17 protein-coding genes are annotated in these 15,178 nt (G+C 41.4%); all 17 read right to left on the bottom strand.

The features are described from left to right. Window positions 1-4 precede the first annotated feature (4 nt). The 17 genes from era to dnaJ all read right to left on the bottom strand — a co-directional run bounded on the left by era (window position 5) and on the right by dnaJ (window position 15,162). Complete coding sequence (gene era, locus AC25Y6_RS04540) at window positions 5-919, bottom strand: GTPase Era (protein ID WP_482105256.1); 915 nt, start codon at window positions 917-919, stop codon at window positions 5-7. Continuing rightward, a complete protein-coding gene (locus AC25Y6_RS04535) occupies window positions 903-1,313 on the bottom strand; it encodes a cytidine deaminase (protein ID WP_482100746.1) in 411 nt (136 codons plus the stop codon). The genes era and AC25Y6_RS04535 overlap by 17 nt, the downstream gene beginning before the upstream one ends. A 17-nt stretch (window positions 1,314-1,330) precedes the next feature. Further along, the gene (locus AC25Y6_RS04530) at window positions 1,331-1,681 is read right to left on the bottom strand and encodes a diacylglycerol kinase family protein (RefSeq protein ID WP_488142172.1); all 351 of its coding nucleotides are present in this window, start codon (window positions 1,679-1,681) and stop codon (window positions 1,331-1,333) included. Window positions 1,682-1,688: 7 nt separating this feature from the next. After that, window positions 1,689-2,159 carry an rRNA maturation RNase YbeY gene (ybeY, locus tag AC25Y6_RS04525; protein WP_482100748.1) on the bottom strand — a complete coding sequence of 157 codons (471 nt, stop codon included), beginning with the start codon at window positions 2,157-2,159 and terminating at the stop codon, window positions 1,689-1,691. 21 nt (window positions 2,160-2,180) lie between these two features. Further along, window positions 2,181-4,295: an HD family phosphohydrolase gene (locus tag AC25Y6_RS04520; protein ID WP_482105258.1), complete on the bottom strand. Its 2,115-nt coding sequence runs from the start codon at window positions 4,293-4,295 to the stop codon at window positions 2,181-2,183. A gap of 85 nt (window positions 4,296-4,380) precedes the next feature. After that, window positions 4,381-5,325, bottom strand: a complete 945-nt coding sequence (locus AC25Y6_RS04515; protein WP_482101007.1) for a PhoH family protein — start codon at window positions 5,323-5,325, stop codon at window positions 4,381-4,383. A 4-nt stretch (window positions 5,326-5,329) separates the two neighbouring features. Next, window positions 5,330-6,427 carry a sporulation protein YqfD gene (locus tag AC25Y6_RS04510; protein ID WP_482105259.1) on the bottom strand — a complete coding sequence of 366 codons (1,098 nt, stop codon included), beginning with the start codon at window positions 6,425-6,427 and terminating at the stop codon, window positions 5,330-5,332. Further along, window positions 6,420-6,677, bottom strand: a complete 258-nt coding sequence (locus tag AC25Y6_RS04505) for a hypothetical protein (RefSeq protein WP_482100751.1) — start codon at window positions 6,675-6,677, stop codon at window positions 6,420-6,422. The genes AC25Y6_RS04510 and AC25Y6_RS04505 overlap by 8 nt, the downstream gene beginning before the upstream one ends. A gap of 50 nt (window positions 6,678-6,727) precedes the next feature. Then, window positions 6,728-7,267 carry a hypothetical protein gene (locus AC25Y6_RS04500; RefSeq protein ID WP_482105260.1) on the bottom strand — a complete coding sequence of 180 codons (540 nt, stop codon included), beginning with the start codon at window positions 7,265-7,267 and terminating at the stop codon, window positions 6,728-6,730. Between the two features lie 38 nt (window positions 7,268-7,305). Next, on the bottom strand, window positions 7,306-8,316 hold the full coding sequence (gene floA, locus AC25Y6_RS04495) for a flotillin-like protein FloA (RefSeq protein ID WP_482105261.1): 1,011 nt from the start codon (window positions 8,314-8,316) through the stop codon (window positions 7,306-7,308). After that, entirely contained in the window at window positions 8,316-9,647 is a 1,332-nt protein-coding gene (locus AC25Y6_RS04490; RefSeq protein ID WP_488142171.1) for an NfeD family protein, read from the bottom strand. The genes floA and AC25Y6_RS04490 overlap by 1 nt, the downstream gene beginning before the upstream one ends. A 270-nt stretch (window positions 9,648-9,917) precedes the next feature. Further along, window positions 9,918-10,091 carry a 30S ribosomal protein S21 gene (gene rpsU, locus AC25Y6_RS04485; protein WP_067208368.1) on the bottom strand — a complete coding sequence of 58 codons (174 nt, stop codon included), beginning with the start codon at window positions 10,089-10,091 and terminating at the stop codon, window positions 9,918-9,920. Between the two features lie 105 nt (window positions 10,092-10,196). Next, a complete protein-coding gene (deoC, locus tag AC25Y6_RS04480) occupies window positions 10,197-10,907 on the bottom strand; it encodes a deoxyribose-phosphate aldolase (protein ID WP_488142170.1) in 711 nt (236 codons plus the stop codon). A gap of 78 nt (window positions 10,908-10,985) precedes the next feature. After that, a complete protein-coding gene (gene mtaB, locus AC25Y6_RS04475; protein WP_488142169.1) occupies window positions 10,986-12,326 on the bottom strand; it encodes a tRNA (N(6)-L-threonylcarbamoyladenosine(37)-C(2))-methylthiotransferase MtaB in 1,341 nt (446 codons plus the stop codon). 15 nt (window positions 12,327-12,341) lie between these two features. Next, the gene (locus AC25Y6_RS04470; RefSeq protein ID WP_488142168.1) at window positions 12,342-13,082 is read right to left on the bottom strand and encodes a 16S rRNA (uracil(1498)-N(3))-methyltransferase; all 741 of its coding nucleotides are present in this window, start codon (window positions 13,080-13,082) and stop codon (window positions 12,342-12,344) included. A gap of 4 nt (window positions 13,083-13,086) precedes the next feature. Beyond that, entirely contained in the window at window positions 13,087-14,031 is a 945-nt protein-coding gene (gene prmA / locus AC25Y6_RS04465; protein ID WP_488142167.1) for a 50S ribosomal protein L11 methyltransferase, read from the bottom strand. 15 nt (window positions 14,032-14,046) lie between these two features. Further along, on the bottom strand, window positions 14,047-15,162 hold the full coding sequence (gene dnaJ, locus AC25Y6_RS04460) for a molecular chaperone DnaJ (protein WP_482100759.1): 1,116 nt from the start codon (window positions 15,160-15,162) through the stop codon (window positions 14,047-14,049). Between the last annotated feature and the right edge of the window lie 16 nt (window positions 15,163-15,178).

Genomic DNA, 15,178 nt, shown 5'->3' with positions numbered 1-15,178 from the left:
TTTCTTAATACTCATCGTCCCTGAAACCGAATTCTTTCAGTTGACCTGGCTTATTACGCCAATCTTTTTGCACTTTAACCCACAACTCAAGAAATACTTTTGAACCAAGTAACATTTCAATATCATATCTTGCTTTCGTGCCGATTTCTTTAAGCAATGCACCTTTTTTACCGATAACAATGCCTTTCTGAGAATCGCGGTCAACGACAATCGTTGCCATTACGTTAACCATTTCACGTGATTCCTCGCGTTCAATCTTTTCAATAACAACAGCTATGGAATGTGGAATTTCTTCTCTCGTTAGATGTAATACTTTTTCGCGAATTAATTCAGAAATAATGAATCGCTCAGGATGATCCGTTACTTGATCATCAGGGTAATATTTGGGCCCTTCAGGTAAGTACTTCGTCATCGTTTCTAGCAAACGCTCCACATTATTACCGTTTAAAGCTGAAATTGGAACAATTTCAGCGAAATCGAATTCGGAAGTATAAGATGTGATAATTTTAAACAATTCGTCTGGGTGTACTAGGTCAATTTTATTGATGATTAAAAACACGGGTGTCTCCGAGTTTTCAAGTAAGTCGATGATGAATCGATCACCGCGGCCAATCGCTTCGTCAGCATTAACCATGAACATGATTATATCTACTTCTTTTAACGTGTTACGAGCAGTTTTCACCATGAAATCACCAAGCTTATGCTTTGGCTTATGAATCCCTGGAGTGTCAATGAATATTATTTGTGATTCATCTGTTGTAACAACCCCTTGCACTTTATTGCGTGTTGTCTGGGGTTTGTCGCTCATGATGGCAATTTTCTGACCGACTACATGGTTTAGAAATGTTGATTTACCAACATTAGGGCGGCCAATAATCGATATGAACCCTGATTTAAACTTATTATTGTTTTGCTGCATATGAAAGATCCTCCTTGGAAAATGCGCCCGGAAGCAATTTTGCTACCGTTGTTTCTTCTACGTCCCCATTTAAGTTTGTCAGATATACAGGCATTGCGCCATCACAAAATTCAGCTATGACTTGTCTGCATGCTCCGCACGGGGAGATTGGACCTTGCGTATCTCCAACTACTGCAAGTGCTTTGAACGTCCGTACACCATCGGAAACCGCTTTAAAAAATGCCGTTCTTTCCGCACAATTCGTCATACTGTATGCAGAGTTTTCAATATTACAACCGTGATAAATAGTTCCATCGTCAGCCAAAAGTGCAGCCCCGACCGGAAACTTCGAGTATGGTACATACGCTTTTTCACGTGCTTTTTTCGACTCATTTAATAATTGTTCTACATCCATAAAAACACCTCTTCAATTTAGTTAAACCATCTCGGTAAAAAAATAATCAACCCGATTAATGCACTAATCATTGCGTATATTAGCACAGCACCCGCAGCAAGATCTTTCGCCTGTTTTGCAAGCGGATGGCGCGTATCTGTTACAAGATCAACAACACGTTCCACCGCCGAATTCAACATTTCAAGTGCGAGCATCCCGCCAATCAAAATGAGAATGATAAACCATTCGTATCGTGACAATCCAGTCAGTACTCCTGCAAACACGACAATAATAGCGGAAAATAAATGCAATTTAGCATTTCGTTCTACTAGTATACCGTGACGGATTCCATTCCACGCGTAGACGAATGATAGCAAAAACTTCCGCATCGAGTATTCACCTCTCAAGTCCGAATGATGCGAGAATCTCTTTCTGCCTGCCGACCATTTTAGCTTCGTCAACTTCTGTCATATGATCGTACCCTAGCAGATGCAAAAAACCATGCAGTGCTAGAAAACCGATTTCACGATGAAAATCGTGCCCATACTCTTCTGCTTGCCTACCAGCTGTTTCCACTGATATAAGTATATCACCTAATACGGTCGGCATGCCTTCTATCGGAATTATTGCAATTTCGCCTTCCGTCATCTCTTCAAGAGCAAATGAAATAACATCTGTCGGAACATTTTTACCACGATATTCAGAATTCACTTCTTGGATTTCCTCATCTGTCATGAATGTTACAGCCAATTCTATTTCTCCAGTCAAACCTTCTTCTACTGAAGCATGGCTTAGCAATTCTCTTATCAAGTCTTCTGTTTCTTTATCTACTTTTTTAGTTTCATCTTCAAAATAAATTTCCAGCATTCTCTGACACTCCTTTCAAACTCACTTTGGATATTCAATACGGTTGTGGAATATCCCATTCAATGTTTCGCAAATAACTCTTTCAGCTGTCTTTAATTCTTTCATTGAAAGATCACATTCATCGAATTGGCCATCATTTAATTTATCATTTACAATCGATTTTACAAGTGCTGCTATTTTTTGTGGTGTGGGTTCTTTCATCGAACGTACTGCTGCTTCAACACTGTCAGCTACTGATATTATTGCGATTTCTTTTGTTTGCGGTCTAGGACCCGAATACCGAAATTCCTCCTCCTTAACATCCATACCAGATTCCTTCGCTTTAAAGTAAAAATACTTTAATGTACTCGTACCATGATGTTGACGCGCGATATCGATGATTTCAGCTGGCATCTTGTGCTTTTCAAGCAGCTTTGCACCATCTTCCGCATGGGCGATAATAATGTCCCTACTTTTCTCCGGTGGTAAAGCATCATGAGGATTTTGTCCAGCAAGCTGATTTTCTATAAAAAAGCCCGGTCTGATGGTCTTGCCAATGTCGTGATAATAGCTCCCGACTCTTGCAAGAAGTCCATTCGCTCCAATCGATTCGCACGCCGCATCAGCCAGATTGGCAACCATAACACTATGATGATAAGTACCTGGTGTTTCGGTCAAAACCTTTTTCAACAATGGATGATTTGGATTGGATAATTCGATTAGACGCATGTCGGACAATAATCGAAAGGCCGACTCAAAGAATGGCATGAGACCGATTGTAAGTGCTCCAGATAAAATACCAGAAGCAATTGCCGCTATCACATAATACACTAGCTCCGTCAAATCATAAGAAGACTGTGTCATCAAGAGGTAAAATGCGATAAACATCATATTTGAAACGGATACCCCAAGACTTGTCCGTAAAATATTCGAACGTCTCCCACCATTACCAAGCAAATATAAGCTCACAATACCGCCGAAAAGTATGTATAATGCAACTTCCATTTGAATGATTGCTGCATAACCTTCCTGAAGAATTATTCCCGCAGTTGCAGCCGTGATGATTGTTGACAATATCGCAAGACGTTCATTGGTTAACAGCTTCATTAACATTGGTGCAAGGGCTGTTGGGAATAGAAATGCGAGGAGGACATCAAAATCCTTTCCAATAAGCGATAGTAACTTCATAATGACTACTAATAGAAAAAAGACTGATAGCGCAATAAGTAATGCTTTTCTTTTTGTTACTCTATTTTCGTTCCAAGATCCAAAGTGCATATAAATGATTGCACCGATAATTACAACAAAGATAATCAGGCCAACCAATGGCTTCATGGATGACTGGTTTGACAACACACCTGCAAGCTCCAATTGCCTGTATACTTCTTTATCGATAACTTGGCCTTCACGTACAATTACTTGCCCTTGTAAAATACGTGTAGGCTCTACAGATTCCTTAGCTTGTACGACCCGTGCCTTCGTCATATCTTCGTTAATCGATTCTGTCTCAACAATAAGGGATTTGCTAATCGCAATTAGTGTTTGTAAGACAGAAGACGGAACCGCTTCCGTAAGTCGAATTTCCCGTTCGACTTCGTCGCGTACAGTCGACAAATCTGAAGTCCTGACAGGTTTCGATAATTCCTCCCCAATAACATTGACAAGTATTTTCTGCATATTAAGCAATGTCTCTGTGTTTTGTGCTAAGAGACTGGTAAGGGCTTCATCACTCAAGCGCAGTCCAGTTTCTTCCTTTTCCAGGCTCGCAAGTTTAGCCCGCATAGTCGGGAGTTGTTCTTTGGCGGACTTAGTTGGCGCTTCTGTTTCAGTTTTTCCAGGTTCACTCGAAGTTTTCACTTCAATAAGCAAGTCAAATATAGACGTTGCAATCGCTTGCCTATTTTTCACAACATCTTCGGAAAATTGATAGTATGGATTAACTTCATTAGCCGCGCGTTCTCTTTCCTGCTCTGTTTTCACAGTATCTTCTACCGTTTTTAATGAACGTATGGTATCCAATGAAATTTGAAAAAGTTTTACCTCATAGGTTTCTTTTTTAACGCTGCCATACATGAAAGTAAAAAGGAGTATCATTGATATCGCTAATAAAAATAGCGACAAGTAATTGAACTTAAGTGTTTTAAAAAGTTTCCCCATTGGCTTAAAAATTGGAATCTCTCCCCCTGCTTCTCTATGACTACAATTAGAGCAGCGATGATTCTAAAGAAAAAGCAGTCACTTTCTATGACTGCTCCTGTTCATACGCTTCAATTATTTTGGCTACGAGTGGGTGGCGTACGACATCCCCTTGTTCTAGATATTGGAAATGAATATCACTTACGTTACTTAGAATTTTTTCTGCGACAATTAAGCCTGATTCAGTGCCTCGTGGCAAGTCAATTTGGGTTTTGTCCCCATTGATTACCATTTTCGAACCAAAACCGAGTCGTGTCAAGAACATTTTCATCTGTGCTTTTGTCGTATTTTGCGCTTCATCCAAAATAATAAAGGCGTCGTCGAGTGTTCGTCCCCTCATATAAGCAAGGGGCGCAATTTCAATAACTCCCCGCTCCATAAGTCTATCCGTCTGTTCTGCTCCTAGCACGTCATGGAGGGCGTCGTATAGCGGACGCAGGTATGGGTCGACTTTTTCTTTCAAGTCGCCTGGGAGGAACCCAAGACTCTCTCCAGCCTCGACTGCTGGTCGTGTAAGTATTATCTTTTTGGCAGATCCTGTTTTCATCGCCAGTACAGCTAGTACGACTGCTAAGTATGTCTTTCCTGTTCCCGCTGGACCAATACAAAATACAAGATCTCTCGAACGAACTGCACTAACGTATTCACGCTGACCAATCGTTTTCGCGCGAATCGCCTTTCCTTTCATATTCCTAGAAATTTCTTCATCGTACAGTTCAGCAAAATATTCGATTGTGCCACTTTTCACCATCTCGAGGGCTGTCGAGACATCTCGTTGATTAATATTAGTACCTTTACGTATTACTTTCAATAACTGCTCCAAAAGCACTTTTGCTGAATTCCTATTCTCTTCATCACCACTGATTGAAATCGTGTCACCTCTGGTCAATACTGAAATGTTCAGTTCTTCCTCAATCAGCTTCATATTCTGGTCAGAAATGCCAAGAAGCATCACTGTTTCATTAGGGTCTTCAACATGAAGTTGAATCATTTGCTCATCCAATAGGCTCAGTCTCCTTGGGAATCAGTCTTTTAACAGCTATATTGTCATTGATCAGAAACAATATAGTCCCACTAACTTTATCATTACCGAATGTCACGTGTAAAATATTTTCATCTTTAATTATTGCTTTTGAAAAAGATTCCGATAATAGCTTGTTTTTTAGTAAGGGAATTAGTACTGTTTCCTCCATCCCTTTAACCAATTCAAACTGTCCTGCAGTCTCTTCCACATGTCTTTCCATTTTAATAAAAGATTGCGGAGTCCACTTCTTTTCTCCTTGCTGCTTCCACGGAGGGTTAAATGAATATTTAACAATTTCTTCACCTTGCAACTGGAATTTCATTTCTTTTGGCAAGCTGAATGAATATTCAACCCAGTAATCTGCATAAACGGCTCCGTCCGCAGCTACAATTGTTGTTTTATCGCCTTGTTCAAGGATTCCCGTAGCAAGCACGTCCCCTTCTTTTACAGTCTGATGAACTCGACTGACCCGTTCACCTCTTTTCAATTCAAAACGTGTAATTACACCCCCGGTACGCGCTACGAGGTTAGATGGGGCCTCTTCAGCTTCGACTATGTTATTTGAGGGAGGCGAAATCATGGGTATAACCGTGAGCGATGTACCGACCCGTCTAAATCTAACCCAAGACAAATTCGGATCATCTAGCATAAGGTTTCGGCGAATTTCACCTTCATCTGGGATCAGAGCTAAAGGTCTTAACGGAACAATTGAACCTTTTTCAAGTTTCTTCTCAATTCTATCCACGACTTCAGGGATATCAGATTCAATTTCTACTGACCAGAGGAAATAGGATGCCGCTAACGGAATAAGACAGGCTATAAGAAAACGACCTGTAGAAAAAAAAACTATTGAACCCGACTGAAGATCTGCAATTGAGATTGCCACTTTTAAACGATAATTCCTTCTATTGCGCCGGATAGTACGAAGCCCACTACGATCCGTCCGAAAACGAGCAACACCATCAACAACCGATAACGATGTTATTTTTGTTCCTATTGTCACCAATTTTGTGAGAAATCCAGGAAGGTCACCGTCGCCTGAAACTTTAACAGCATACCGTTTACGCATCATACACAGCTTCCTGTTTTTCACCAGTTTTAATGTTCATCGCACTAATGGAGGTAAATGTAAAAAGGGCCACTTCCTCCGTTAGTGTTTCAACTGTTAAGTCAGTCCCTGACACTTCAATCTTGTATTCTCCGCTGCTAATAATCGCAAAATCGGGGCCAAGTTTCAGCAAAGAGTAAGGACCAGTGATTCGTAATGATGAAAAATCCTCAATTGTAATTGATGAACCGGTATTAAATAGTTTTCTCAAAATATAAAACCCCCTATCCGCATTGTATGATTTGGATAGGGGGTCGATGCTTATCTTTTTGATTTCGGTGGACCGAAGATTTCAGAGAAGACAATGCCTTTAAGCAGGTCATCTTGACTTTTTGGTATTAGATCAAGCTTTTCCACAATTTCTACAGATTGGCGTACGCCACCATGTGCCGACAATCTTCCACTATGACGATTTACGGAAGAATCAGGACGCTCGATATGACGACTAACTGTTGAATCAGCACGTTCTTTTCTGCTAGAAGTAGCTCTTGCAGGTTGTGCTGTTTCGGACGTAGTCAGAACCATTCCTTGATGCATTTGTCGCTGTTGCGTTTGTTCCTGTTGTGTTTGAAGTTGGCGACTTGGCGGTTCCGCATCCTGAGTCTGCATCTCTTTTTGCAATTCGCGATACAAGTCTTTTGACATCTCTTTTAATTTACGTGTCGGACTATTTGGAGCCTGACCTGTTGCCGTGAATGGCTTTGGTTGCGGTCCTTTTTCGGGTGGAGTTTTCTTTCCTTTACCGTTTAGAAAAGCCCCGACAGCTAGAGAGATGATCAATATGATAAGTCCACTATCCATTCAGTGCATCCCCTTTCCGGGAATCTGTTTCTTCCGGATTAGTCTTTGGCTGGGCCGGTTTTATCGGTTTTTCCATATTTACTGATGGAATCGCGCATTCCCGTATCTGCCTGGACATTTTTAAAGTTCATGTAATCCATGACTCCCATGTTACCTGAACGTAGTGATTCCGCCATTGCAAGTGGAACTTCTGCTTCGGCTTCAACAACTTTCGCTCTCATTTCTTCAACTTTTGCTCTCATCTCTTGCTCATTTGCCACTGCCATAGCACGGCGTTCTTCTGCTTTTGCCTGTGCAATATTTTTATCAGCCATAGCTTGTTCAGTTTGAAGTTCTGCACCGATGTTTTTACCGATATCAACGTCTGCGATATCAATCGATAGGATTTCAAATGCTGTACCTGAGTCAAGACCTTTTGCTAGCACAGTTTGTGAAATCATATCTGGATTTTCTAATACTTTTGCGTGGTCAATTGAAGAACCGATTGTCGATATGATACCTTCACCAACACGTGCTACGATTGTCTCTTCACCAGCACCACCGACAAGTCGGTCAATGTTTGCACGAACTGTTATACGAGCTTTTGCTTTTACTTCAATCCCGTTCATTGCCACACCGGCAATGAATGGTGTTTCAATAACTTTAGGGTTAACGGACATTTGAACTGCCTCTAAAACGTCACGACCCGCTAGATCGATCGCAGCCGCACGTTCAAATGTAAGTTCGATATTTGCACGGTGTGCAGCAATCAGAGCATTGACAACACGGTCAACGTTCCCTCCTGCAAGATAGTGACTTTCAAGCTGATTAATTGAAACCTCAAGCCCCGCTTTGTGCGCCTTAATGAGCGGATTAACGATTCGACTTGGGATAACCCGGCGAAGACGCATACCTATCAATGTGAAAATACTGACTCTAACACCTGCTGCCATTGCGGATATCCACAGTGTCACAGGAACGAGTGTGAAAAACACTGACAAAACAATAATTGCGATAAAAGCAATTATAACGATTGTAACTAAACTACCTGTACCTAAAAGTGCTTGCATTATTCAATTTCCCCCTTTTCTACTGATTCCCTGACTACAATTCGAGAACCTTCAACCTTTACAATAATAACATTCTTTCCTTTATCAATGTAGCTTCCATCGGAAACAACATCAATTCGTTCGCCGTCCAGTTCTATTGCACCGGATGGTCTAAGTGCTGTAGATGTCTGCGCCGTGCGGCCCAGTAGTTCTTTTCTATTCACATTAGAAACATAGCCACTTTCAGTATCAGTTGAATCCATCAATACCATTTTGTTAAGCAAGTGCAATTTTTTACCGAAAAATTTCATAATAATCACCATCCCTGTTACAGCGATAGCAACCGCGATTAAGACAGATATCGCCATATACATCGGATTGCCGCCCGCCATAATAATACTTCCAATAATTGCGAGCGATCCAACAACACCTGCAACGCCATGCGGAAGGAAGATTTCCGCTACTACCAGACCCACTCCAATTAGGAACAAGATAATCGTTTCGTAGCCTGCGAGTCCAGCAATCAGGTGCCCGTAGAAGAATAATACTAATGAACTGGCAGCCATAGTTCCTGCTACGCCAAACCCCGGTGAGTATAACTCCAGTACAAATCCCAGTCCAGCAATTGACAAAAGAATCGGAACAACGACAGGATGCGTGACGAAACGTGCAATACTCTCCGTAAATGTTTCATTCGTCGAAATAATCTCTGCGTTTTCAAGTCCTGTTTCTTTTAGCAACTCTTTGAGGGATGTCACCGTTCCTTCACTATATTCGACTTTCATTGCCTCATCCGCAGTAAGTGTCAGTAATTCACCAACACCTGCTCGGTAGTCGGGAAGATCGATTTTAGGATTTGCCATAGCTTCAGCATATAATGGGTTACGATTTGAAGACTTCGCTGCATTTATCATACTTGCGACCCAGGCACTATGTGCTTTGACATCCGCCGCATTGCCAGAAGAGTCAATCACCTGTGCAGCACCCATTCGTCCATTTGGAGACATGTAGATTCGATCTGCATGAAGTGCCAAGTATGCGCCCGCAGATAAAGCATCATCATTGATGTAAGCGATTACCTTCAAATCTGTTTCATCCATGAGCTTAGCAATTTTTCCCGCTGCATCAGTAAAGCCACCTGGTGTATTGATGTCCAAGATGATTGCTTTTGCATCCGCATCTTCAGCTTCTGCGAATGACCTTTGCAAAAATGCGTATAATCCTTTTTCAACAACGTCTTCAATGGGAACTTTATAAACTTTAGTTGTCGCCGCACCGGTTTCTAAGAACGTAAACGTGAATGCCGATACGAATAAAATGAACAGGAGAATTTTTCCTATCATTTTATGCATAGTATTGTTCACCTCTCTTTATAGAATCTATTATATCTCTATATACGTTCTAAATGCGCGGAAGTTTCATTTTCATTGTAAATATGTTTATTTTTCTTCATCTCGAAAAGTGCACAGTGTTACATAGCCGATTTGCATATTAATACGCATGATTGGCACAGGTAGTAAATTATCTCAAGCATATACAAATAAACCGGAAAACCCATAAAGGATTTTCCGGTTTACCAAATTTTAAATTGAAAACAAGATCGAACTCATCATCGCAGGAAATCAGAATTTACGTTTCCTTGCAGCTTCAGATTTCTTTTTACGTTTCTCACTCGGCTTATCATAAAACTCACGCTTTCTTACCTCTTGTATTGTTCCACTTTTGGATACAGTACGTTTGAAGCGGCGAAGAGCATCTTCAAGCGATTCGTTTTTACGAACAACAGTTTTCGACATATCTCTTGTCCCTCCCTCCAAACACACTTCTTGTACAAGACCAAGTGCCTTGTACTCATAAATTATACCTCGTTATTAAGCATAGGTCAATATAAAACTTTCAAATTAATAATCAGATTTAGATTCCAACCCTTGCATGATTTGAACGCCTGAACTTGCACCTATTCTTGTAGCCCCTGCATCTATCATTTTCTTCATGTCTTCCAAGCTTCGAACTCCACCCGAAGCCTTGACACCCATTTCAGGTCCAACGACGGCTCTCATCAACTTGACGTCTTCCTCTGTCGCTCCCCCAGTTGAAAAACCGGTTGATGTTTTCACGAAATCAGCACCTGCTAGAACCGATAGTTCACATGCTTTTCTTTTATCTTTATCAGCTAGTAAAGCTGTTTCAATAATAACCTTTACAATCGCTTTTCCTTTTGCTGCATTAACAACTGCTTTAATGTCTTTTTCCACAGCCGCATCATCACCACTGCGAAGGGCTCCTATATTAATGACCATATCGATTTCAGTTGCTCCGTTTGCAATCGCATCAGCAGTTTCAAATGCCTTTACCTCAGACGTTGACGCTCCCAAAGGAAAACCAATGACTGTACAAACCTTAACTGGTGAACCTTCAAGTGCAGCTGAAGCTGTTTTTACCCATGCCGGGTTTACACAGACAGAAGCAAACGAATATTTACGGGCTTCTTCACATAATGTCGTTATTTCTGTTTTTAAAGCATCTGCTTTTAATAATGTATGATCGATATAAGTAGCATAATTTGTATTCAAATGAATACCTCCTTGAGTTGTCCGTACTTCTGATATCATATCAAGAACCATTCGTTTCTGCACGAAAAAAGCTGTTCCTTCCAAAATGGATAAGAACAGCTTTTTTAGATAGCTGATTTAGACGAGTTGTGCCTCTTCCTCAATAACACGGACAAACTGTCCTTCGTTATAGGGATAGCCTGCTTTCACGACTTTTACACGAATGATTTTACCGACCATGGACTCATCAGCGGGAAAAACGAGTTTCAAATAATTATCCGAGTAGCCTTCATATAACCCGCTGTCCGGATCAAGCTTATACTTTTCTTCCGGGATGACCTCGAGTACCACATTTTCGAATGTTGATGCATATTGCTTCGCCAGCTGATCGTTCAATTCGATCAGGCGATGAACACGTTCGTTTTTTACAGCTTCGGGAACCTGGTCTTCCATTCTTGCGGCGGGAGTCCCAGTCCGTTTTGAATAAGGGAAAACATGAAGTTCAGAGAATTTATAATCACGGATAAAGTTGTATGTTTCCATGAACTCTTCTTCAGTCTCACCAGGAAAACCGACGATAACATCTGAAGTGATTGCCAATTGTGGCAGTGCATCACGCAATCTGTCCAGACGTTCTGCAAAAAATTCCATCGTATATTTCCGGCGCATACGTTTCAAAACGGAGTTGGAACCGGATTGAATCGGAATATGCAGATGACGAACGATTGTAGATGAATTACGAAGGACATCGATGACCTCATCTGTAAGTTGGCTCGCTTCAATCGAACTGATACGAAGACGTTTCAGTCCTATCACCTGGGTTTCAAGATCACGTAGCAGCCGAGCCAGATTGTAATCTTTCAAATCTTCTCCGTAACCACCTGTATGAATACCTGTTAAAACAATTTCAAGATATCCCGCATCGACAAGCTGTTGCGCCTGACGGATGACTTCCTGTGGATCACGCGAACGCATAAGTCCACGAGCCCACGGAATGATGCAAAATGTACAGAAGTTATTACATCCCTCCTGGATTTTGAGGGACGCACGTGTGCGATCAGTAAATGCAGGTACATCCAGTTCTTCATAAACTCTGTTTTTCATAATGTTGCGGACGGCATTGATCGGCTTACGTTTTGAACGGTACTCATCAATGAGCCCAAGAAGTTTGGTCCGATCCTGTGTTCCAACAACAATATCGACCCCAGGAATCGCCATGATTTCAGCAGGAGAAGTTTGTGCGTAACAACCCGTAACACAAATGACAGCATCCGGATTTTTACGGACTGCCCGACGAATGACTTGTCGGCTTTTCTTATCACCGGTATTCGTCACTGTACATGTATTAATGACATAAACATCAGAGTTCTTTTCGAAATCACCGCGGTCATAACCGGCTTCCTTGAAAAGTTGCCAGATTGCCTCGGTTTCGTAATGATTCACTTTGCAGCCCAACGTATGAAATGCCACCGAAGACATAGCTGCTCACCTCTTTCATTCAAATTCGTATGACATTGCGGACAATAAATACAATGGTGCCGTTTCAGTCCGCAAGATGCGCGGACCTAATGCAATCGGCAGAAACCCTTCAGAACGGAGATTTTCAGCTTCTGTTCTCGATAACCCGCCTTCTGGTCCGAATACAACTAGCACCGTTTGTTCATGATATACATTTTTTAGACGGTCAGCAATTTTATGAGGCTCTCCACTTTTCGCATCCTCTTCATCTGCAAAAAGTAAGACGTCAAATTTCCTTGATTCCACAATCAATTGCTGAAATGATAATGGGTTCCCCACTTCAGGAATAACGGTTCGATGACATTGTTCTGCGGCCTCTTTGGAAATTTTGCGAAGCCGTTCAACTTTTTTATCACCTTTTTTTTCATCCCACTTAACAATGGATCTCTCAGCTTGGAATGGTAGAATCCCAGACATACCAAGCTCAGTTCCTTTTTGAACAATTAAATCGAGTTTGTCGCCTTTTGGCAGACCACAGGCAATTGTTACGTTAACAGGCATTTCGTTAGACTTTAGTGCATTGCCGGTACGCAAAATCACTACACCATCCGGTAGCAATTCAGTAATTAAAGAAATAAAAGCCTTCCCGTTCGTAACAGCAATGACATTATCGTCGACATTCATCCGCATGACACGAGTGATATGTTTTCCATCATCGCCCTTTATTGTCGCGATCCCTTCATCATCAAAAGGGGATTGCAGAAAATAGCGTTGCAAATTGTTACACGCTCCTTTTTCTCGCAATAATAGCAACCCAGTCTTCCATAAGGACAGACTCTATAATCTCAAATCCTTTACTCACTAGGTCATCCTTTACCAAGTCCCGTTTCTGGCCGATAATTCCCGAAACAATAAATAGGCCATCCTCCGGTAAAATGGTATAAGCATCTTGTGAAAAGGAAATGATAACTTCGGCCAAAATATTTGCAATGATAATATCAGTCGGTTCTCTTACAGACTCTAGTAAATTACCGTGTACCACTTCGACCGTTCCTTCAACGTGATTCAACTTGATGTTATCTTTTGCGGCTACTACTGCGACTTGGTCCAAGTCTAGCGCATGAACCCGTGATGCACCTAAGAGTGCCGCACCGATGGCGAGTACTCCTGAACCAGTTCCTACATCCACAACTGTGTAGCCAGGTTTAACGTATTTCTCAAGCGCTTGCAGACACAGTACTGTTGTTGGATGTGTACCTGTCCCAAAAGCCATTCCCGGATCAAGCTCAATAATCAATTCATCAGACTCAACCGGAACGTATTCTTCCCATGTTGGTACAATTGTAAAGCGGCCAGAAATTTTAACAGGATGATAGTACTTCTTCCATGCAGTTGCCCAATCTTCTTCATCGACTTCATTCATCTGAATAGCATTTTTACCGACATCCAATCCGAATTTTGACAAACCTTCGATTGACAGTTCAATATCTTTGACTGTTTCTATCAGAAAACTATTAACAGGTAAATATGCCTTTAAAATGACTCCCTCCAAAGGAAAATCATTTTTGTCCAGTGCCCATATTTCACCGTACTGGTCTTCGTGGATTCGATCTGGTTCCGCTGAATCCTCTATAACGACCCCACTTGCACCAGCTTCATGTAAAATATTTGCTACTGCTTCAGTTGCTTCATGTGTCGTATGAATAGATACCTCTGACCACTTCATATGAATTCATCCCTTTCAGTCGCCTTTGATTGATCGTTTGATTTTATCGAAAAGAGAACTTGAATACTCATCAAGAGAATCCCCACTAATCGCCGCAAACTCACGCATAAGTTCTTTCTGTTTTTCCGTCATTTTCTTAGGCGTCGTCACTTTTACAATAACGTGCTGATCTCCGATTCCACGACCATGGACGTTTTTAACACCTTTGCCTTTCAAACGGAAACGTGTTCCTGTTTGAGTACCAGCAGGTATTTTCAAATTCACTTTTCCTTGTACAGTTGGAACTTCGATTTCATCACCAAGAGATGCTTGCGGGAACGAAAGATTGAGTTCCAGATAAATATCATCGTCTTCTCTGATGAATTTCTCATGTGGCCTCACACGGAATACGATATACAAATCTCCTGAAGGTCCTCCATTATGACCTGGTTCACCCTGTCCGGATACGCGTAACTGCTGACCATCATCAACACCTTCAGGGATTGTCACTTTAATTTTTTTCTTTTTCGTTACTCTACCTGCACCATGGCAAGTCGAACATTTTTCAGGAATAATTTTACCAGTTCCTTGACAATGGTGACATGCTCTACGGTTTACCATCTGACCGAGCGGCGTGTTTTGTGTAACGCTGATTTGCCCTGAACCACTACAATGTGTACACGTTTTAGCTGACGTTCCTTTTTTAGCACCTGAACCATCACATGTATCGCATGTTTCTTCTTTCGGTATTTCAACTTCAGTCTCCTTACCGAAAACTGCCTCCATAAAGTCAATATTCATCGAGTATTGAAGGTCATCCCCTTTACGAGGGGCGTTCGGATCACGCCGACGGGTATTCCCACCGAAAAAACTACTGAAAATATCATCAAAACCGAATCCGTCAGCGCCACCTCCGCCACCAAATCCTTGATTTGGATTTGTATGGCCGAATTGATCATAATTTGCTTTCTTCGAATCATCACTCAGCACTTCATATGCTTCAGTCACTTCTTTGAATTTCTCTACTGCATCATCTGCTTTGTTCAAGTCAGGATGGTATTTCTTTGAAAGTGATCGATAGGCTTTCCTAATTTCGTCTTTTGAAGCGGACTTTGACAAGCCCAATACGTCATAATAATCTCTTTTACTCATTATTTCACTCTCCCGA

Source organism: Sporosarcina sp. Y1004 (genome assembly GCF_057669665.1).
The sequence above is the reverse complement of the archived record's forward strand: the minus strand, read 5'-3'. Positions and strand labels throughout refer to the sequence as shown.

What these genes read in the sequence shown, in the direction of transcription:
- era (WP_482105256.1), bottom strand. Translation starts at nt 919, where the DNA reads ATGCAGCAAAACAATAATAAGTTTAAATCAGGGTTCATATCGATTATT.
- AC25Y6_RS04490 (WP_488142171.1), bottom strand. Translation starts at nt 9,647, where the DNA reads ATGCATAAAATGATAGGAAAAATTCTCCTGTTCATTTTATTCGTATCG.
- AC25Y6_RS04515 (WP_482101007.1), bottom strand. Translation starts at nt 5,325, where the DNA reads ATGATTCAACTTCATGTTGAAGACCCTAATGAAACAGTGATGCTTCTT.
- AC25Y6_RS04500 (WP_482105260.1), bottom strand. Translation starts at nt 7,267, where the DNA reads ATGGATAGTGGACTTATCATATTGATCATCTCTCTAGCTGTCGGGGCT.
- mtaB (WP_488142169.1), bottom strand. Translation starts at nt 12,326, where the DNA reads ATGTCTTCGGTGGCATTTCATACGTTGGGCTGCAAAGTGAATCATTAC.
- AC25Y6_RS04520 (WP_482105258.1), bottom strand. Translation starts at nt 4,295, where the DNA reads ATGGGGAAACTTTTTAAAACACTTAAGTTCAATTACTTGTCGCTATTT.
- deoC (WP_488142170.1), bottom strand. Translation starts at nt 10,907, where the DNA reads ATGATATCAGAAGTACGGACAACTCAAGGAGGTATTCATTTGAATACA.
- dnaJ (WP_482100759.1), bottom strand. Translation starts at nt 15,162, where the DNA reads ATGAGTAAAAGAGATTATTATGACGTATTGGGCTTGTCAAAGTCCGCT.
- floA (WP_482105261.1), bottom strand. Translation starts at nt 8,316, where the DNA reads ATGCAAGCACTTTTAGGTACAGGTAGTTTAGTTACAATCGTTATAATT.
- rpsU (WP_067208368.1), bottom strand. Translation starts at nt 10,091, where the DNA reads ATGTCGAAAACTGTTGTTCGTAAAAACGAATCGCTTGAAGATGCTCTT.
- prmA (WP_488142167.1), bottom strand. Translation starts at nt 14,031, where the DNA reads ATGAAGTGGTCAGAGGTATCTATTCATACGACACATGAAGCAACTGAA.
- AC25Y6_RS04535 (WP_482100746.1), bottom strand. Translation starts at nt 1,313, where the DNA reads ATGGATGTAGAACAATTATTAAATGAGTCGAAAAAAGCACGTGAAAAA.
- AC25Y6_RS04530 (WP_488142172.1), bottom strand. Translation starts at nt 1,681, where the DNA reads ATGCGGAAGTTTTTGCTATCATTCGTCTACGCGTGGAATGGAATCCGT.
- AC25Y6_RS04510 (WP_482105259.1), bottom strand. Translation starts at nt 6,427, where the DNA reads ATGCGTAAACGGTATGCTGTTAAAGTTTCAGGCGACGGTGACCTTCCT.
- ybeY (WP_482100748.1), bottom strand. Translation starts at nt 2,159, where the DNA reads ATGCTGGAAATTTATTTTGAAGATGAAACTAAAAAAGTAGATAAAGAA.